The following is a 20,746-nucleotide window of genomic DNA, read 5'->3' as shown; positions in this document are numbered from 1 at the left end:
CATCTACGTCGAAGGCGTCGAATACGTCAAACGACGGGCAGTACCTAAATAACGATCACGGAGACAGACATGACCCCCCAGCCACAAGACCATCCTACTGGCACGCAGCCTGCGCGCGCCGCTGCCGCGGCCTTCGTCGGCACCACGATCGAGTGGTACGACTTTTACATCTACGCGACGGCCTCCGCGCTGATTTTCGGCAAGCTGTTTTTCCCGGGCAGCGAGCCGTTCTTCAGCACCCTGGCCTCGTTCGGTACCTTCGCGGTGGGCTTTTTCGCGCGACCATTCGGTGGGTTGCTGTTCGGTCACCTCGGCGACCGCATCGGCCGCAAGATGGCGCTGGTGGCGACACTGGCGATCATGGGTGTCGGCACGGTAGGCATCGGCTTCTTACCGACCTACGCGAGCGCGGGCGTGCTGGCGCCGGTGTTGCTCGTCCTGCTACGGGTCGCGCAGGGCATCGCAATTGGCGGCGAATGGGGCGGCGCCGTGCTGATGGCGAGCGAGCACGCGCCGCAGGGCCGGCGGACGTTCTTCGCGTCGTTTGCGCAACTGGGCAGCCCTGCGGGGCTGATCCTGTCGCTGATCGCGTTTCGCGCGGTTGCCTCGATGGACAAGGTCGCGTTCATGACCTGGGGTTGGCGGCTGCCGTTTCTCGCCAGCGCGGTGCTGTTGATCGTCGGCTTGCTGATTCGCATGGGCGTCGGCGAGTCGCCGGAATTCACGGCGCTCAAGGAACAACGCCGTGTCGCGGCGTTGCCGGCTGCCGAAGTGGTGCGCGATGCGTGGCGCACGCTGCTGCTGTGTCTGGGTGCGAACGTGATCGGCGTGGCGGGCGCGTGGTTCGTCAACACCTTCATGCTGAACTACACGACGCAGACGCTTGGTCTGGACCGCGCGCTGATCCTCGATTGCCTGTTCGTGGTTGCGTTCATTCAGTTGTTCACGCAACTGGGTTCCGGGTGGTTTGCGCAGCGCATCGGTACCGGAAGATTTTTGAAGGGTGCGGCGGCGTTGGCCATGCTCTCGCCTTATCCGATGTTCGCGCTGGTCTCGAGCGGGCGGCCGGTGGCGATCGTGATCGGCATTGCGCTCGCCGTCATGTGCATGTCCAGTTCGTATGCGGTGATGGCCGGCTTTATGGCGAACGCGTTTGCGGTGCGGGTGCGCTACTCAGCAATCTCGCTGTCGTATCAGTTGTGCGCCGCGCTGGCGGGTGGCCTCACTCCGTTGATCGGCACGATTCTCGCCCATCGTTATCCGGGCCAGTGGTGGCCGTTGGCGGTTTTTTATAGCGTGCTTGCCGCGATCTCGCTGATCTGCATCACGACACTCGAGCGGAAAAAGCCGGCTACGGCGCAGGCGGCGAGGGCGGAGGCGTTTTAGTGGCTTGCGCGCGGCTGGTCAGTGACACACGACCGCGCAGGTCAGCGCGGTCACACCGGCCACCGCGCCGATTACGGCCCCCGTCGCAAACGACTCGACCGACGACGCACACCCTTGCAGATTGAGCAGCCCCGCCAGCAATAGCACCTTGATAACGCGACTCATTGTTGTGGTCCCCCGTATCTATCGCGCGCATCGTAGCAAGTCCTTGACTTGATAGGGCTTTCCGAAACTATCGGTGCCTTACGTTGCATTCCCGGCCGTCCCCCTGACAGCACAAGCAGGCGCCACTTGCGCCGCTCCTACATCCCGCGCTCGCACCGTCGATGGAAAACTGTATAAATATACAGTATAGTATTCCCTTCAAATCCGCCCTGCGGCGATTGATCCGTATGGTCGGGCGCGGTGAATCACGTCGGTCGCGAAGCGGCCGTAAGATGTGGCCTACTCATTCAGACGGTCGGACAAATTGTCATCTACAGGAAAAATCCGCATTCGCGGAGCGCGTCAGCACAACCTCAAGAACCTCGATCTCGACCTGCACACAGGCGAGATGACGGTCGTAACCGGCCCGTCGGGGTCCGGCAAATCCAGCCTGGTGTTCGACACGCTGTACGCGGAAGGGCAGCGGCGCTACGTCGAAACCTTCAGCGCCTACGCGCGCCAGTTCCTCGACCGCATGGACCGCCCGCAGGTGGACCGCGTCGACGGCGTGCCGCCCGCCATCGCGATCGACCAGACCAATCCGGTGCGCAGTTCGCGCTCCACGGTCGGCACGATGACCGAACTCAACGATCATCTGAAGCTGCTCTACGCGCGGGCGGCCGAACTGTTCGACCGCAAGACCGCGCAGGCCGTGCGGCACGACTCGCCGGAGACGATCTACGCCGACCTGGTGGCGCGCACCGTGCAGGACGACCCGCGCCTCGTGGTCACGTTTCCGGTTGAACTGCCGGAATCCGCGACAGAGGAAGAGGTCGAGCAGTGGCTGTCCGCGAGCGGCTACACGCGCGTGCAGGCGCAGCGCGAGGTCCAGTCGCCCACCGGCCCGCGCAAGCTGCTCGACGTGGTGGCGGACCGTTTTCGCCTGAGCGCGGTCGAGAAGGGCCGCGCGGTCGAAGCCATTGAAGCTTCCTTGAAGCGCGGCGGCGGCCGCGTCAATGTCTACGTGTTGCCGCAAGCGGCGGAAGAGTCTGCCGAGCCGCAGATCTGGCGCTTCTCCACCGGCTTGCACAACCCGGACAGCGACCTGCGCTACGCCGATCCGCAGCCCGCGCTGTTCTCGTTCAATTCCGCCTATGGCGCGTGTGAGGTCTGCCGCGGCTTTGGGCGTGTCATCGGCGTCGATCTCGGTCTCGTGATTCCGGACGCGCGCAAGACCTTGCGCGGCGGCGCCATCAAGCCTATGCAGACGCCCGCCTGGAAAGAGTGCCAGGACGACCTGATGCGCTATGCGGCGAAGGCCGGCATTCCGCGCGATACGGCATGGTCCGAGCTGACGCAGGCGCAGCGCGACTGGGTCATCAACGGCTCGCCCGACTGGAACGGCAAGTGGCAGACCCATTGGTATGGAGTGAAGCGCTTCTTCGAATACCTCGAATCGAAAGCGTACAAAATGCACATTCGCGTGCTGCTGTCGAAGTACCGCAGCTACACGCCGTGCGAGACCTGCGGCGGCGCGCGTCTGAAGACCGAATCGCTGCTGTGGCGCCTCGGCACCAAGTCCAATGCAGACGCCGTGCTGGATCCGGCGCTGCGTTTCTTGCCGCGCGGCGTGGACTGGAACCGCGCGCAGCTTGAAGCGCTGGCGGGCCTGACTGTGCACGATCTGATGCTGCTGCCCATCGAGCGGATCCGGCGCTTCTTCGACGACCTGAGCCTGCCAAGCGCGCTGCTCGACGACGCGTTGAAGCTGCTGCTGGCCGAGGTGCGCACGCGCCTGAAGTATCTGTGCGATGTCGGGCTCGGCTATCTGACACTGGATCGGCAAAGCCGTACGTTGTCAGGTGGCGAGGTGCAGCGGATCAACCTCACCACGGCGCTCGGCACCTCGCTGACCAAGACGCTGTTCGTGCTCGACGAGCCGAGCATCGGGCTGCATCCGCGCGACCTGAACCGGATCGTCGAAGCGATGCACCGCCTGCGCGATGCGGGTAATACGCTGGTAGTCGTCGAACACGATCCCTCGGTGATGCTCGCGGCGGACCGCCTGATCGACATGGGTCCGGGGCCTGGCGAACGTGGCGGCACGATCATTTATGACGGCGCGCCTGAGGACATCCGCTCATCCGGCACGCTCACCGGCGAATATCTCGGTGGCCACCGCCATGTGGCCGACGTCTCGCACTGGTCGAGCCGGCCAGTGAAGAAGGACACGCCGCGCATCGTGCTCGAAGGCGCGAGCGAGCACAATCTGCAGGACGTGACTGTCGAGATCCCGCTGCAGCGTCTCGTCTGCGTCACCGGCGTTTCGGGCTCGGGCAAGTCGACGCTGGTGCAGGACGTGCTCTATCCGGCACTGGCGCGCCATCTCGGCGTCGCGACTGAATCTCCCGGTGCGTTCCGGCGTCTCGTCGGCGCGGAACAGGTGAACGAAGTGGTGTTCGTCGACCAGTCGCCGATCGGCAAGACCGCGCGCTCGAATCCGGCGAGCTACGTCGGCGCGTTCGACGAGATCCGCAAACTGTTTTCCAAGGTGCCGCTCGCGCAGCAGCGCGGCTACGGTCCGGGCATGTTCAGCTTCAACTCGGGCGATGGCCGCTGCCCGACCTGCGGCGGCTCGGGCTTCGAGCACATCGAGATGCAGTTCCTGAGCGACGTCTATTTGCGCTGCCCGGATTGCGATGGCCGGCGCTACCGCGCTGAACTGCTCGAAGTGAAGATCGAACGCGGCACGCCGGCGCGTGCGTTGAGCATTGCCGACGTGCTTGAACTGACGGTCAGTGAAGCCATCCAGTACTTCGCTGCGGATGCGGAAGTGCTGCGCGTGCTCAAGCCGATCGTCGACGTGGGCCTCGAATACGTGAAACTCGGCCAGCCGGTGCCAACCTTGTCCGGTGGTGAAGCGCAGCGCCTGAAGCTGGCGGGCTTCCTCGCGGAAACGGCCCAGGCCAGCACGTCCCGCAGCGCGAAACAGGCGCCCGCGGCAAGACTCTTCATGTTCGACGAGCCGACCACGGGCCTGCATTTCGACGATATCGCCAAGCTGATGCAGGCGTTCGGCAAGCTGCTAGCGGGCGGCCATTCGCTGATCGTGATCGAACACAACCTCGACGTGATCCGCGCGGCGGACTGGTTGATCGACCTGGGGCCGGAAGGCGGTGACGCCGGCGGCAGGGTGCTGTGCGCCGGTACACCGGAGCAGGTCAAGGCCTGCGCGGAGTCCTACACCGGCCAGGCCTTGCTCCAATACGATGAGGCCATGAACGCGGCCGCCGAGCCCGCATCGCAAGGCATGCCGCTGCAAAAGGCGCTGACGGCGGCGCGGGCGCGCCGTGCTGTCGAAGGCGAGGACGTGGTGCGCATCGTCAACGCGCGTGAGCACAATCTGAAATCGCTCGACGTGGATATTCCGCACGGCAAGTTCAACGTCATTACCGGCGTGTCCGGTTCAGGCAAGTCGACGCTCGCGTTCGACATCCTGTTCCATGAAGGCCAGCGTCGTTATCTCGAATCGCTGAATGCCTATGCGCGCTCTATCGTGCAACCGGCCGGACGTCCCGAGGTCGATGCGGTGTACGGCATCCCGCCAACCGTGGCGATCGAGCAGCGTCTCTCGCGTGGCGGCCGCAAGAGTACCGTGGCGACGACCTCGGAAGTCTGGCACTTCCTGCGTCTCCTGTACGTCAAGCTCGGGCTACAGCATTGCATCCACGACGGCACGCCGGTGACCGCGCAAAGTGTCGAGTCGATCGCGGCGCAACTGCTGCGCGATCACAAGGGCGAACACGTCGGTTTCCTGGCGCCGCTAGTGGTCAACCGCAAGGGCGTCTATACGGACCTCGCCAAGTGGGCGAAGGCGCGCGGCAACACCCACCTGCGGGTGGACGGTGAGTTCCTGCCGGTCGACCCGTGGCCCAAGCTCGACCGGTTCCGCGAACACACTATCGAACTGCCGGTGGCGGACGTCGTGGTCTCGGCCGATAACGAAGCGGAGCTGCGCCGCCTGCTCGACGAAACGCTCGAGCTCGGCAAGGGCGTCATGCACCTGCTTGCGCCGCTGGACGGCTTGCAGAACGCGTTGACGAGCGGCCGTGCCACGGCGAAGCTCGGCGCGGTCAAGGTGCTATCCACCAAACGCGCCTGTCCGGTGTGCGGCACGAGCTATCCGGAACTGGACCCGCGGATGTTCTCGTACAACAGCAAGCACGGCTGGTGCACGACCTGCGTTGGCACGGGCCTCGCGCTCACGCGCGAACAGCGCGCCGCCTACGACGACACGGTCATCGCCGAAGACGGCCGCGGCCGTGAACAGAGCTTGCCGTCGGAAGAGCAGGAGCCGGAAGGCGTGGTCGACGAGCCGTGTGCGGATTGCCACGGCACGCGTCTGAATCCGACCGCACGCGCAGTTACGTTCGACGCGCAGCCGATCGTCGATGTCGCGCAATGGACGGTGAGCGACACGCGCCGCTGGATCGACGCGCTGGAACTGTCGGGCCGCGACTCGGAGATTGCTCGCGACGTGGTGAGCGAGATCGGCAGCCGCCTGCAGTTCCTCGAGGAAGTGGGGCTCGGCTATCTGAGCCTCGACCGCGCGGCGCCGAGCCTGTCGGGCGGCGAGGCGCAACGCATCCGGCTCGCGGCGCAACTGGGCAGCAACCTGCAAGGCGTGTGCTACGTGCTCGACGAACCCACCATCGGGCTGCATCCGCGCGACAACCAGATTCTGCTCAACGCGCTGCGCAAGCTCGGCGAGAAGGGCAATACGCTGGTGGTGGTCGAGCATGACGAGGACACGATCCGGCGCGCCGATCACATCATCGATATCGGGCCAGGCGCGGGCAAGCGAGGCGGCACGCTGGTCGCACAGGGCAGTGTGGCGGATCTCTCGGCACAAGCGGATTCGGTAACCGGGCAGTTCCTCGCCAACCCGATCGTGCATCCGTTGCAGCCGCGCCGCACGGTCAAGCCAAAGACCAAAAACGCTGCGGCGGTGCCTGAACAATGGCTGACTGTGCACGGCGGCAAACTGCACAACCTGCGCAACGTCACCGTGGGGCTGCCGCTGTCGCGTCTCGTGGCGGTGACGGGCGTGAGTGGCTCAGGCAAGTCCACGCTTGCCCGCGACGTGCTAATGGCTAACCTGCTGGATGCGGTGGGGCGCTCGGTGCTGTCGTCGCCGGCTACCCGCCGTGCCCGCAAGGCCGCGCAAGACGAACCGGCCACCAACCGCCGCTCGAGCGTGCTCGCCCGCAGCGCACCGCGCGCGCAACTGAACGTCACACACGCGTGGCAAGGCTGCGACGCGATTACGGGCTGGGAAAGCATCGACCGCGTGCTCGAAGTCGACCAGACGCCGATCGGCAAAACGCCGCGGTCGTGTCCGGCCACCTATATAGGTGTATGGGATGCGATCCGCAAGCTGTTCGCCGGCACGCTTGAAGCCCGCGCCCGCGGTTACACGGCCTCGCGCTTCTCGTTCAATACGGGGGAGGGCCGCTGCCCGGCTTGCGAAGGCCAGGGCGTACGGACCATCGGCATGAGCTTCCTGCCGGATGTGAAGGTGCCGTGCGACGTCTGTCACGGCCAGCGCTTCAACCCGGAGACGCTGGCGGTCACCTGGCGCGGCAAGAATATCGGCGACGTGCTGACCATGGAAATCGACGAAGCCGTCGAGTTTTTCGCGCCGATCACTAACATCGCGCATCCGTTGCAATTGATGAAGGACGTGGGACTCGGCTACCTAACCCTGGGGCAGCCGTCGCCCACGCTGTCGGGCGGCGAAGCGCAGCGTATCAAACTCGTCACGGAGTTGAGCAAGGTGCGTGACGACATCACGCGGCGCGGACAGAAGGCGCCGCATACGTTGTACGTGCTCGACGAGCCGACAGTCGGGCTGCACATGGCGGACGTGGCGCGGCTGATTCGCGTGCTGCACCGCCTGGCGGACGGTGGTCACAGCGTGGTGGTCATCGAACACGACCTTGACGTGATTGCCGAAGCCGACTGGATCATCGACCTCGGTCCGGAGGGCGGTGTGGGCGGTGGCTCGATCGTCGCGGCCACGAATCCGGAAGGACTGGTGCGGGTGCGCGAAAGCCATACCGGGGCTGCATTGCGTCCTGTGCTGGAACGTGGAGCTAACCAGTTGACCGCATCGGTTCAAGTTGGCGAAGGCACACACGGATGAGGCCGAAGGGAGGGCCATTGTCGCAAATTTGCGACGAGGGTTTTCCCGGCTTGCGGTTGACAGTGCCGCTCAATCTCGGAACGGGTTACACCTGCTTCTGTGACTAGAGTTCACCTCGTAATTGGAGGAAATGCTCTAAACACTGTCTGTTCCCATCAAAAAAAGTTTGACGGACGATTTTGTCTTGATATCGTCCGATTCATCAAGCGCATCAAAGCGCCCGCGCCGAACCGGCGAGTTTTTTGCCGGCTCCGTGCGCACCAATTTCGATCGTCAATTCAATGATTCCAGGCCGGAAGGGAATGCACTCGCACTTTAGTTGTGCATTCAACCTTCCAGGACGCTGGATGAATTTACCCGTTGCCCAGGTAACCGGCCCCATCCGGTTTTCACCACGGGCGAACGTCCACCCAATTTTTCAGCCGACTTCGCGTCCGACGCCGCGCTTTCAATGAAACTTAATTTGCTTACATCAAACAAATTTTGACTACTGGATTCTGTCTTGCTATGGTTCCGCCACTTGATAAGAAGGCATCAGCCGCACTCGCAATAGGCAGCAAGATTCGCGCGTTGCGGCAACGGCTCAAGCGCACGCTCGATGAAACGGCGAAAGCGGCAGGCATCTCCAAACCGTTTCTGTCGCAAGTGGAGCGGGGGCAGGCCACACCGTCGATCACGTCGCTAGTCGGTATCGCACAAGCGCTGGGTGTGACGGTTCAGTACTTCGTCGAGACGCCGACTGAAGCCAAGTCTGTGTGTCGAGGCGAGGACCTGAAGTTTTTCGGGTTTGCCGATTCGGCCAACCTCTTTGGCAGGCTGACGAACCTGTCGGTGGACCGCAAGCTGGAAGCGATTCTGGTGAAGATGCCCGCCGGTCAGCAACCGTCGGAAGTTACGACGCATGCAGGGGAAGAATTTTTGTACGTGATGAGCGGGCAGATCGCTCTCACACTCGAAGGTACGACGTTCATATTGCAGGCCGGTGACACGGCGCATTACGAATCAACCGTCCCGCACGCATGGGCTAACACCGCAGGCGAAGAGACGGTGCTTGTCTGGGTCGGGACACCAAGATTGTTTTAGATGCAGTGCCTTGTGTTTGAGATGGGTTGGTCGGAATCTATCCATAAGTAGTCCTACAGGTTAACCCGTAGCTAGAAGATGCAGTACGAGTCTGGTAGTGCACGGTTCGGTCATGAGCCCGTACGCAACACGACTGAAATGAATTTGAAAGATTAAACAATAAATTAGTAAGTTTTTAGTAGTCCGAAATTAAATAAGTCGAAGTGCCCCGTCTATCTCGCTGCTAGACGTTATTCGGTTTGTGGAGTTATACGACCGCGGGGCAACTTTGGCAGAACGTGGCGAGACTCGCCGCAATTCAAGTGGAGAGGTTCAAAAGAACTCTCTTCACACAACAAGTGTGTGGCCTTACTGACGAGTGAGAAGGGGAAAATGAAACAAAGGGCATTGGCGTTGGCCATCAGAAGAATAATCTGGGCCGAAGTAGCATTGACGACCGCAATCGCCGCTCCGGCGTTTGCGCAAAGCCAGCCGGCAGCACCGGCTGCGGCGGCATCGGGCACCGCAGCTGCGGCTGCTCCGGCAGCGGCTTCGGGCACGGCAGCAGCGACGAACGACAAGAACGTCAAGCAACTGAAGACGTTCCAGGTAACGGGCTCGCTGATCCGCCAGACGGACAAGGTCGGGTTCAACCAGGTTCAGGTTGTCTCGCAGAAGGATATCCAGGACAGCGGTTCGACCACTGTCTCCGACTTCCTGCGTCAGACCTCGGCCAACTCCGCCAATAGCTGGAGCGAAGGCCAGACGTCCAACTTCGCTGCGGGCGCCGCCGGTATCGCGCTGCGTGGTCTGAGCGAAAAATACACTCTCGTTCTGGTCGACGGCCAACGTGTTGCGCCGTTCGCGTTCTTCTCGAACAGCGTCGATTCGTTCTTCGACCTGAACACGCTGCCGCTGAACGACATCGACCGGATCGAAATCGTCAAAACCGGCGCCGTATCGCAATACGGCTCGGACGCGGTTGCCGGCGTGGTCAACGTGATCACCAAGCACGACTTCCAGGGTCTGCAGCTCGACGGCGGCCTCGGCAGCTCGGTGAGCAACAGCGCGGGCAATGGCACCTACAAGTTCGGCGTACTCGCCGGCTTTGGCGATCTGAATTCGGATCGCTTCAACGTCACCGTCGCGGCAAGCGCCTACAAGGACAACGGCTCCACGCTGGCCGACCGCGATTCGACGCAGAATCAGGACTTTACCGGCCATCCGGGCGGCTTTTCGCTGCTCTCGCCGTCGTACTGGAATATGCCTGACGGCAGCGCATTGTCGACGGGCGGCTGCGCCGGCGGCGGCACGACACGCCCGGCGGCCACCAACTCGCTGACCGCGGGCTCAGCAGGTACGGTCTGTAGCTACAACACGGCGAACGACACCTCCATCGCTCCGATGATGGAGCGTTACAACGTCAAGGTTCACGCTGACTTCAAGATCAGCGACACCATGTCGGCGTACGCGGATTTGCTGGAAAGCAACAACACGAGCACCCAGAACGACGGTGTGCCGGTGGTCGGCAGCCCGCAGGGCGCCGCGCTGGTCTACAACCCGGCGACGAAGCTGGTCTCGCCGTTCAACTTCACGGTGCCGGCAAGCAACCAGTACAACCCGTTTGGCGTAGACACGCCGCTGACGTACGCTTTCCCGCACGCTGTGTCGGAAACCACGGACGCCAACTATTACCGCGCGGCGACCGGCCTGAAGGGTTCGTTCAGCCTGCCGTACGGCGATTGGGACTGGTCGACCTCGCTCAGCCATTCGCAAAGCACGGTGTCGAACACGTACGGCGGCCAGCTGAACGTGAACGCGCTGACCAACATCTACCAGAACGGCGTGTTCGACTTCGGCAATCCGGCGGCGACGCCGAACGGACTGAACGGCCTGTACCAGAACGCCAACAACCTGGGTATCTCGAAGCTCGATACGGTCGACGCGACGGTTTCGACGCCGAACCTGTTCCATCTGCCTGCGGGTGACGTGGGCGTCGGTTTCGGTGCGCAGTTCACGCACCAGAGCGAAATAATCGAGCCGGGTTACGAGTACGCGCAAGGCACCGTCATCAGCCCTGACCTCGAGACGGTAAACGGTCAGCGCAACGTGGCGGCCGTGTACTACCAGGTCGACATTCCGCTCCTGAGAAACCTGACGTTCAGCCAGTCGGGCCGTTACGACCACTACAGCGATGTCGGCGGTGCGTTCTCGCCGCGCTTTGCCCTGCGCTATCAGCCGGTGCAGGCATTGACGATGTACACGTCGTATAGCCGCGGTTTCCGTGCGCCGACGTTCGTTGAAGACAGCGCGTCGAAGACGATCGGTATCCAGGTGGATTCGCAGACCGGCCAGAACTACACGTCGATCACAGAAGGTAACCCGAATCTGGCGCCTGAGCGCACCAAGAACCTGAACATCGGCTTCGAAGTGTCGCCCACGCGTACGACCGACGTCGGCTTCGACTGGTACAAGATTCGTGTTGACAACGTGATCGGTCAGGGCGCGCCTTCGTCGCAGGTTACCGACGCGAACGGCAACCTGATTTATGCGGTGATTCCTTACCAGAACCTGGGCTACCTCGACACGAACGGCTTCGAGGGCACGCTGCGTCAGGCGTTGCCGACGGCGGTCGGTACGTTCACCCTCGCGGCTGACTGGGCGTACGTGAACAGCTTCAAGCTCGGCTCGCCGGGCAGCGCACCGATCAACGGCGCGGGCAACAACTTCACCATCACGCAACCGTTCGGCGGCAGCTTCCCGCGCTGGAAGGGCAACACCTCTGTCGACTGGAATTACCACAAGTGGGATGCCCAGCTGACGTGGGAGTTCACGGGTCCGTACGCGCAGAATCTTTTCCCGACCCCGGCTCCGAACAAAGTCGGCTCGTATAGCCAGTTCAACCTGATGGTGTCGTACTCGGGCTTCAAGCACTGGACGATTTACGGCGGCGTGGACAACATTTTCAACCGCACCCCTCCGTATGATCCGATCTTCGCGAACGGCACGCTGGACGAAAGTGGTTACGACACTTCGGTGTACAACTACCTTGGCGTGTTCGCCCAGATCGGTGCAACGTATAAGTTCTAATAAGTTGTAAGCTTGTTGACGATTGGTCGCTCCGGCATTCTTTGTGCCGCTGGAGCGACTCTTTTTTTTAAGTAGCACACTGTGAGCTTCTCCGTACGTCGCCGCGGCCAGCATTGCCTGCACTGCCGTCATGCCGACCCGGCCAGCGCGAGAAGAACGCAGGGATTGTTGTCGGCGACGGGGCGGTTTCGTTCAGGCCCCGCGGTCGACGCTAACCCATAACCCAAGGCGCCATGCGACGCCTTAAGTGATCTGGACGATGGCCGCTGGCATCGCCTTGGTCGATCCGACGAACCGTGCGTTGGCCATAAGCCGGCGCGCGACCTACGCATACTGATGATGAGACTTGTGAAGTTTCGGTTGCCGCGCGCTGCATGGACGATCTCGTGCGCATCGGCGACACGGCAAGCCGCCAGGCGCGCCGCGCCGGTTTTCGCTGCCGCACTGCTTGGCGCATTGGGCCTGGCCGTCACGCCGGCTCACGCCGCTTCCGCGATCGCTCAATACGATCAGCCCAAATACCCCGCCAATTTTACGCATTTCGCTTATGCGGATCCGGACGCGCCCAACACCGGCACGCTCAATTTCGAAAACTACGACCAGCTGCAGAGCTACGACTCGCTCAATCCGTTTCTGGTCCGTGGCGCGCCCGCGCCGGACATCAAGAACCTGATGTTCGACACGCTGATGCAGCGTAGCTGGGACGAACTCGCCTCAGAATATGCGCTGATTGCGGACGACGTCGAGGTGGCGCCCGACCTGACTTCCGCGACGTTCCACATCAATCCTGCCGCGCGCTTCTCCAATGGCGACCCGATTACCGCCGCGGACGTCAAATATTCGATCGATACGCTGAAAAGCCCTCAGGCATCGCCGCTCCTGAACTCACAGTTCTCCGTGATCAAGAGCGCCACGGTGATCGACAAGTTGACGATCCGCTTCGATTTCACGCGTCCGGAGCGCGATGCGCCGTTGATTGCCGGCGACATCCCGGTGTTTTCGCCGAAATGGGGTATGACGCCCGACGGCAAGCGGCCGCCGTTCGACCAGATCTCTACCGTGCCGCCGATCGCGAGCGGTCCGTATCTGATCGAGCAACGCAAGAACGACAAGGACATCGACTATCGGCGCAACCCGAACTACTGGGCCGCGAATCTGCCGTCGCGTCGCGGTATGTTCCGCTTCGATCAGATCCGCTTCAGGCTCTACCTTGACCAGTACACGATGCTGGAAGCGTTCAAGGCCGGCGACGCCGACGTGCATGTCGAATATAGCGCGACCCAGTGGGCGCGCAAATACGTCGGCAAGAACTTCAACAATGGTTTGCTGAAGCAGGGCGCTTTCCCTGACGGCCCGGCGCAGATGCAAGGATTCCTGATCAATCTGCGCAAGCCGATGTTCAAGGACGTGCGGGTGCGTCACGCGCTGAGTCTGGCGTTCGATTACGACTGGATGAACCGGATGATGTTCTACGGTCAGTATCGTCGTGAGCAAAGCTATTTCGACGCGAGTCCGTTCGCTGCAAAGGGTATGCCCAGCGCGAAAGAGCTGGCATTGCTCGAGCCGCTGCGCGGCAGCATTCCGCCGGAAGCGTTCGGTCCTATGTTGAAACAACCCACGACGCTGGCGCCCGACTCGCTGCGCGGTAATTTGCGCGAAGCTCGCGATCTGCTGGCACAAGCTGGCTGGCATTACCGCGACGGCGCGCTGCGCGATGCCAATGGCAATCCGATGACCATCGAGATCATCGACGATGAGCCTGGCATGGACCGCTTGATCCTGCCGTACATGCAGGCGCTCGGCATGCTCGGCATCCAGGCCCATATGCGTGAAATCGACAGCGCGCTGTACCAGAAGCGGCTCGACAATTTCGATTACGACATGACCACCTACATCTATAACCCGGTCACGATTCCGGGCGCGGAACTGGAGCGCCGTTTCGGCAGCAAGGCCGCGACCGAGGTGGGTTCGGAAAACTATCCGGGGATTCAGTCGAAGGCCGTTGATGCACTGATTCACGACGTGCTCGCGGCCACGACGATCGAGGATCTGGAAGCGGCGACTCGTGCGCTCGATCGCGTGCTCGTCAACTCGTACTACCTGGTGCCGCAATATTTCGCACCGGACGGGCGAATTGGCTACAAGACCACGCTGGGCTTCCCGAAGATCGTGCCGGACTCGTATCAGTACGAGGATTGGGTCATCAACTACTGGTACAAGAAACCGCAGGCCGCACTCAGCGCGGCCACGCCGGTTTCCTCGCCGTCCGCAGCAAACTGAGGTTCACCATGCTTGCTTACATTCTTAGACGTCTGTTGTTGATGGTGCCGACCTTGATCGGCGTCGTGACCCTTACCTTTGTCGTCACGCAGTTCGTGCCGGGTGGGCCGGTCGAACAGGTGATGACGCAACTCCGCCACGGCAAAAGCCGTGGCGGAGAGGCGGGGGCGGGCGGTGGCGGCTATCACGGCAGCCAGGGCGTCGACCCGCAGCAGCTCGAGCAGATCAAGAAGCAGTTTGGCTTCGACAAGCCGCCGCTCACGCGTTACTTCCTGATGATGAAGAACTACGCGACCTTCAATCTTGGGCAGTCCTACTATCAGCACGACAGCGTGTGGGACGTGATCAAATCCAAGCTGCCGGTGTCTATCACGCTCGGCTTATGGACGGTGCTTCTCACTTACCTGATATCGGTGCCGTTGGGCATTGCGAAAGCAGTGCGCAACGGCTCCCGCTTCGACACGGTCACCAGTGTGCTGGTGCTCTCGGGTTACGCGATTCCGGGCTTCGTGCTGGGCGTGTTGTTGCTGATGCTATTCGGCGGCGGCACTTTCTGGCAGCTGTTTCCGATGCGCGGCCTGACCTCGGATAACTTCCAGGACCTGAGCGTAGTCGGCAAGATTCTCGATTACCTGTGGCACATCGTGCTGCCTGTCATCGCCTCGGTGGTCGGCAACTTTGCCATCGTCACGATCCTGACCAAGAACACGTTCCTTGAGGAGATTGGCCGGCAATACGTGCTGACCGCAAGAGCCAAAGGGGCGCCGGAGCGCGACGTGCTGTGGAAGCACGTGCTGCGCAACGCTGCGATTCCGCTGCTGACAGGTTTGCCCGCCGCTTTCGTGGGCGCGTTCCTGAACGGCAACCTGCTGATCGAAACCCTGTTCTCGCTCGACGGTATGGGCCAACTGTCTTACGACTCCGTGATCCGCCGCGATTACCCGGTCGTACTCGGTTCGCTTTTCCTGTTCACGCTGATCGGTCTTGTAACCAAACTTATTGCTGACGTCTGCTATGTCCTCGTCGACCCCCGCATCCAATTCAACCGCCTGGGCCGTTGACCCGTCGGCCGTCACGCTCGTCGCGTCGGTGTCGCCGTGGCGGCGCACGTGGCTGCGTTTCAAGAGCCAGCGTCTCGGTTACTGGAGCCTGCTGATTTTTGGCGCTCTGTTCGTGATCAGCCTGTTCGGCGAAGTCATTGCCAACGACCGGCCGCTGGTCGTCCACTACGAAGGGCACTACTACTTTCCGATCGTGAAGGACTATCCGGAGACGATCTTTGGCGGCGACTTCCCGGCGGGTACCAATTACCTCGATCCGTATATTCGCTCGCGCATTCAGGGTAACGGCAACTTCGCGGTCTATCCGCCGAATCATTACCACTACGACACGATCGACTACTTCGCGGCGCATCCGTATCCGGCGCCACCGTCGTCGAGCAACTGGCTCGGCACCGATCAGTTCGGCCGCGATGTGTTGTCGCGACTGCTGTACGGCTTCCGTCTGTCGGTGCTGATGGCGTTTGCGTTGACCATCTCGGGGGTGGCGATCGGCGTGTTGACCGGCGCCGTGCAGGGTTTCTATGGCGGGCGCACAGACCTGATCGGGCAGCGCCTGATCGAAATCTGGAGCTCGATGCCGGACCTGTATCTGCTGATCATCTTTGCTTCGATCTTCGAGCCGACGCTGTGGCTGCTCTTCATCCTGCTGTCGATGTTCGGCTGGCTCGTGCTGTCGGACTACGTGCGCGCCGAATTCCTGCGTAACCGTTCGCTCGACTACGTGAAGGCTGCCCGCACGATGGGCCTGTCGAACTGGCAGATCATGTGGCGTCACGTGTTGCCTAACAGCCTGACTCCGGTAATCACATTCCTGCCGTTCCGCATGAGCGCGGCCATCCTGTCGCTCACCAGTCTCGACTTTCTCGGCCTCGGTGTCCCGCCGCCGACGCCGAGCCTCGGTGAACTGCTGGCCGAAGGCAAGAACAACCTCGATGCATGGTGGATTTCGATCTCGGCGTTCTCGGCGCTGGTGATCACACTGCTGTTGCTGACCTTCATGGGCGACGCATTGCGCAACGCGCTCGATACACGCACGCGCGGCTCGGCATTTGGGGGTGGCAAGTAATGAATAAGCCTTTGAACAAGCCCTTGCTGGAAATTGACCGCTTCTCGGTGCGCTTCGGCGAGAAAGTCGCGGTGCAGGAACTGAGTCTGTCGATTGCGCGCGGCGAACGTGTGGCGCTGGTCGGCGAATCGGGCTCGGGCAAGAGCGTGACCGCCTTGTCGATCCTGCGCCTCGTGAGCGAGGCAAAACTGAGCGGCCGCATGCTGCTCGACGGCGAAGACCTGCTGCAGAAGACCGAGCAGCAGATGCGCGGAATTCGTGGCGCGGATGTCGCGATGGTGTTCCAGGAGCCGATGACGGCACTGAATCCGCTCTACACGGTCGGCAAGCAGATCGCCGAAAGCCTGCGGCTGCATGAAGGCATGCGCCCGAATGCGGCTCGCGAGCGTGGTATCGAACTGCTGCGCCGCACGGGCATTCCTGAGCCAGAGCGTCGCATCGACAGCTTCCCGCACCAGTTGTCCGGCGGCCAGCGCCAGCGTGCGATGATCGCGATGGCGCTCGCGTGCCGGCCGCGTCTGTTGCTGGCCGATGAACCGACTACCGCGCTGGACGTCACGGTGCGCCAGCAGATCGTCGATCTGCTGATCGAATTGCAGGAACAGGAAGCGGCCGAGCGCGGCATGGCCGTGCTGCTGATCACGCATGACCTGAATCTGGTGAAGCGCTTCGCGCAGCGCGTGGCGGTGATGGAAAAGGGCGTGCTGGTTGAAACCAACACGACGCAGGCCCTGTTTTCGAATCCTCAGCATCCCTATACGAAGCGTCTTTTGGACAGCGAGCCCCAGCGTAGCATCGACGACGTTGAAGAGGGCGCGCGCCAGATTCTCGACGTCAAGGGGCTGGCCGTGGACTATCACGTATCGGCGAAAGGCTTGCGTTCGATTTTCGGCAAGTCGACCTTCCGCGCGGTGCACGATGTGGACCTGAGCTTGCGCCGCGGCGAGACGCTCGGCATCGTCGGCGAATCGGGCTCGGGTAAATCGACGCTCGCGGCCACGGTGCTTGGCCTGCAGCATCCCGCCGCCGGCACGATCGATATTGACGGGCTGGCGCTGTCGTCGCTGAAAAACGCCAAGGCCAAGCGCGCGCTGTACTCGCGCATGCAGGTGGTGTTTCAGGATCCGTTCGGCTCGCTGTCGCCGCGTATGACGGTCGAGCAGATTATTGGCGAGGGCCTTGCCCTGCACCGTCCCGACATTGACGCCAAAACGCGGCGCAACCGCGTGGGGACGTTGCTCGAAGAAGTGGGTATGCCGGTCGAATCGATGCTGCGCTATCCGCACGAGTTCTCCGGCGGCCAGCGTCAGCGTATCGCGATTGCGCGCGCGCTCGCGGTCGAACCCGAACTGCTGGTGCTCGACGAGCCGACCAGCGCGCTCGACGTGTCGATCCAGAAGCAGGTGCTGAATCTGCTGACAAATCTGCAGAAAAAGTACAAGCTGAGCTATCTGTTCATCACCCACGATCTCGCGGTGATGAAGGCGATGGCGCATCGTGTGATCGTGATGAAATCGGGCCGTATTGTCGAAGCGGGCGATACGATGGATGTGCTGCACGCGCCGTCGCACCCTTATACCCAGTCGTTGCTGGCCTCGTCGATGATGGCGCCGCAATCCGATATCCAAGAGAAAATCGCATGATTGACGAAAGGTGGGCGCAAGCTGCCCGCTCGCTGAAGAGCGACGCGGATTTCTGGTCGCTGCGCATCGTCGACGAAACGATCGACGATCACGAAGTCCGCAACGATGTCGCGCAGCCGCTGCGTACCGTGCGTGACCGCGGCGCCATGCTGATCGCATACGTTGGCGCGGGCGCCGGTTATGCGGCGAGCGCCAACCTCTCGGCAGCCGGTTTGCAGGCGGCGCTCGATATTGCAACCGCACGCGCCAAAGCGAGTGGGACGCTGTCGCTGATCGACCATCGCGAGATCGCGCGTCCTGCTACCAGCGGCCGCTATGTGTCGCCGAATGTCGAGCATGCGTTGCCGAACCGGCGCGACTGGCTCGACCGGCTGGCGCGCGAATGCGCGGCCGCCAATATCGATCCGCGCATCGTCGAGCGCACGGCGAGCGTGCAGGTCACGCATACTGACCAGCTTTACATTACCGGCGACGGCGTGCGCATCGACCAGCATTTCCGCTTCGTGATGCCGCAGTTGAGCGTCGCCGCGCATGCCGATGGTGATACCCAGGTGCGCACCTTGGGAGGCAACTACGGGACGCTCGCGCAGGGCGGTCTCGAAGTGCTGGCGCGTTACGGCTTCGACGGTGCCGGCGCGCGTGTCGCCCACGAGGCGCTGCAATTGCTGGCCGCGCCGAATTGCCCTTCGGGCAAGCGCGATCTGCTGCTGATGCCCGACCAGATGATGCTGCAGATCCACGAATCGATCGGCCATCCGCTCGAGCTGGACCGCATTCTCGGCGACGAGCGCAATTTCGCCGGCTGGAGCTTCGTGAAGCCGGAGATGTTCGGCAGCTACCAGTACGGTTCAGGTCTGCTAAACGTCACGTTCGATCCGGAACTGCGCGAAGAAGCGGCGTCCTACGCCTTCGACGACGACGGCACCGCGGCGCAGAAACACTACCTGATCCGCGACGGCCTGCTGGAGCGGCCGCTGGGCGGTGCGCTGTCGCAGCAGCGCGCGCATCTGCCGGGCGTGGCGAATTCGCGCGCGTCGAACTGGAACCGGCCGCCTATCGACCGGATGGCGAATCTGAATATCGAACCGGGCGACCAGTCGCTCGACGAGATGATCGCCAATATCGAACACGGAATTCTGATGCGCACCAACACGTCGTGGTCGATCGACGACCATCGCAACAAGTTCCAGTTCGGCTGCGAGTTCGGCCAACTGATCGAGAACGGCAAGCTCACCCAGGTCGTCAAGCAGCCTAACTATCGCGGTATCTCGGCGAATTTCTGGCGCAGTCTTTCTGCGGTCGGTAACGCGAGCACCCGCCAGGTGTTCGGCACGTCGATGTGCGGCAAGGGCGAGCCGGCGCAGATCATTCGCGTCGGCCATGCGTCGCCTGCTTGCGTGTTCAGCAATATCGACGTCTTCGGAGGCGCATGATGAGCGACTCGCTGATGTTGCAGGGCGCGACAGCGGTGGACTGGCATCGCCATTTTCTGCTGCTCGCCGATGCGATCGAGTGCGCGCAGCAAGGCGGCGAAATCACGCTGACCTCGTTCTCCGCAGAACAGTCCGATTTCATCCGCTTCAACGCGGGCAAGGTACGGCAGATCGGCAGCGTCTCACAAGGCAAGCTGACGCTGCGCCTGATCGACGGCGCGCGCCAGGCCTATTCGACGCTGACGGTGTGCGGCGATGCCGACGCCGACCTGCAGGACGTGCGTCACGCGCTCGGCACATTGCGCGAAGGGTTGCGCGATGCGCCGGACGATCCCCATCTGCTGTTCAACACCTCGCAGTGGGAGCGCTCGACGCGCCGGGACGGCAAGGTGGCGGACCCGCAGGCGCTGGTGCGTACGGTTGCCGAATGTGCGAAGGGGCTAGATTTCGTAGGCTTTTACGCCGGCGGCACGATTGTGCGCGGCTTCGCCTCGACGAAAGGCAGCCGTGGCTGGTATGAAGTCAGCAACTTCAATTTTAGCTGGTCGCTCTACGACCCGAGCGGCCGCGCCATCAAGACCAGCTACGCAGGCGACCACTGGAGCGACGCGACCTTCGCCCGCAAGGTCGAGCAGGCCGCTGCGCGTTTGCCTATCCTCGCGCTTACGCCGCGCGCGCTGTCTCCGGGACGCTATCGTTCGTATCTGGCACCGGCCGCGCTCGAGGAACTGTTAGGTGTGACTGCATGGGGCGGTTTCTCCGCCCGCGCGCAGGCCACCTCGCGCAGCGAACTGTTCAAGCTGCACACCGGCGAGGTTGCGCTGGATCCGCGCGTGACGCTGACCGAAGATCTGAGCCTCGGCATCACGCCGGGTTTCAACGAAGACGGTTATCTGCGCGCGAGTGTGCCGCTGATTCAGGACGGCCGCAGCGTGGAGCGTCTGACCAATGCGCGCAGCGCCCGCGAGTACGGTCTGCAACCCAACGGTGCGCTGGACTCCGAAGCACCGGTGGCGTTGTCGATGGAAGGCGGCGACCTCGCCGAAGACGATGTGCTGGCGCAGCTCGATACGGGCCTCTATATCGGCAATCTCTGGTACGTGAATTTCTCGGACCGGATGAATTGCCGCCTGACCGGCATGACGCGCTTTGCGACCTTCTGGGTTGAGCACGGCCAGATCGTCGCGCCGGTGGACGCTATGCGTTTTGACGACAGCATGTACCGGCTGCTCGGCGATCAACTGGAGCGGCTGGGCGCCCAGCCCGAATTGCTGCTGAGCGACTCTACCTGGGGCGAACGCGGCACCGGCGGCATGCATCTGCCGGGCTTACTCGCGCGCTCGTTCGAACTGACACTGTAAGTGGATGGGCAAAAA

At 62.4% G+C, this 20,746-nt stretch carries 11 protein-coding genes; 10 read left to right on the top strand and 1 reads right to left on the bottom strand.

What is annotated here, in order from left to right:
• Window positions 1-69 precede the first annotated feature (69 nt).
• Window positions 70-1,386, top strand: a complete 1,317-nt coding sequence (locus P3T40_RS32450; protein WP_429271808.1) for an MFS transporter — start codon at window positions 70-72, stop codon at window positions 1,384-1,386.
• Window positions 1,387-1,404: 18 nt separating this feature from the next.
• On the opposite strand, the gene P3T40_RS32445 is transcribed toward P3T40_RS32450, so the two are convergent.
• A complete protein-coding gene (locus P3T40_RS32445; protein WP_429271807.1) occupies window positions 1,405-1,551 on the bottom strand; it encodes a hypothetical protein in 147 nt (48 codons plus the stop codon).
• Window positions 1,552-1,855: 304 nt separating this feature from the next.
• Between P3T40_RS32445 and uvrA the strand changes: the two genes are divergently transcribed.
• The 9 genes from uvrA (at window position 1,856) to P3T40_RS32400 (ending at window position 20,731) form a co-directional block, all read left to right on the top strand.
• A complete protein-coding gene (gene uvrA, locus P3T40_RS32440) occupies window positions 1,856-7,735 on the top strand; it encodes an excinuclease ABC subunit UvrA (protein ID WP_429271806.1) in 5,880 nt (1,959 codons plus the stop codon).
• 507 nt (window positions 7,736-8,242) lie between these two features.
• Window positions 8,243-8,818 carry a helix-turn-helix domain-containing protein gene (locus P3T40_RS32435; protein WP_429271805.1) on the top strand — a complete coding sequence of 192 codons (576 nt, stop codon included), beginning with the start codon at window positions 8,243-8,245 and terminating at the stop codon, window positions 8,816-8,818.
• A 372-nt stretch (window positions 8,819-9,190) separates the two neighbouring features.
• Window positions 9,191-11,887 (top strand): TonB-dependent receptor, encoded by a 2,697-nt coding sequence (locus P3T40_RS32430; protein WP_429271804.1) that lies wholly within the window; start codon window positions 9,191-9,193, stop codon window positions 11,885-11,887.
• A 339-nt stretch (window positions 11,888-12,226) separates the two neighbouring features.
• The gene (locus P3T40_RS32425) at window positions 12,227-14,167 is read left to right on the top strand and encodes an extracellular solute-binding protein (RefSeq protein WP_429271803.1); all 1,941 of its coding nucleotides are present in this window, start codon (window positions 12,227-12,229) and stop codon (window positions 14,165-14,167) included.
• A gap of 8 nt (window positions 14,168-14,175) precedes the next feature.
• Window positions 14,176-15,228 (top strand): microcin C ABC transporter permease YejB, encoded by a 1,053-nt coding sequence (locus tag P3T40_RS32420; protein WP_429271802.1) that lies wholly within the window; start codon window positions 14,176-14,178, stop codon window positions 15,226-15,228.
• Window positions 15,182-16,294, top strand: coding sequence for an ABC transporter permease (locus tag P3T40_RS32415; RefSeq protein ID WP_429271801.1), 1,113 nt, complete (start codon window positions 15,182-15,184; stop codon window positions 16,292-16,294). Before P3T40_RS32420 ends, P3T40_RS32415 begins: the two co-directional genes overlap by 47 nt.
• Complete coding sequence (locus tag P3T40_RS32410; protein WP_429271800.1) at window positions 16,294-17,937, top strand: ABC transporter ATP-binding protein; 1,644 nt, start codon at window positions 16,294-16,296, stop codon at window positions 17,935-17,937. Before P3T40_RS32415 ends, P3T40_RS32410 begins: the two co-directional genes overlap by 1 nt.
• Window positions 17,934-19,370, top strand: coding sequence for a TldD/PmbA family protein (locus tag P3T40_RS32405; RefSeq protein WP_429271799.1), 1,437 nt, complete (start codon window positions 17,934-17,936; stop codon window positions 19,368-19,370). Before P3T40_RS32410 ends, P3T40_RS32405 begins: the two co-directional genes overlap by 4 nt.
• Complete coding sequence (locus P3T40_RS32400; protein ID WP_429271798.1) at window positions 19,370-20,731, top strand: TldD/PmbA family protein; 1,362 nt, start codon at window positions 19,370-19,372, stop codon at window positions 20,729-20,731. Before P3T40_RS32405 ends, P3T40_RS32400 begins: the two co-directional genes overlap by 1 nt.
• The last annotated feature ends 15 nt before the right edge of the window (window positions 20,732-20,746 follow it).

It is taken from the genome of Paraburkholderia sp. EB58 (assembly GCF_050436665.1).
Classification (GTDB): domain Bacteria; phylum Pseudomonadota; class Gammaproteobacteria; order Burkholderiales; family Burkholderiaceae; genus Paraburkholderia.
The sequence above is the reverse complement of the archived record's forward strand: the minus strand, read 5'-3'. Positions and strand labels throughout refer to the sequence as shown.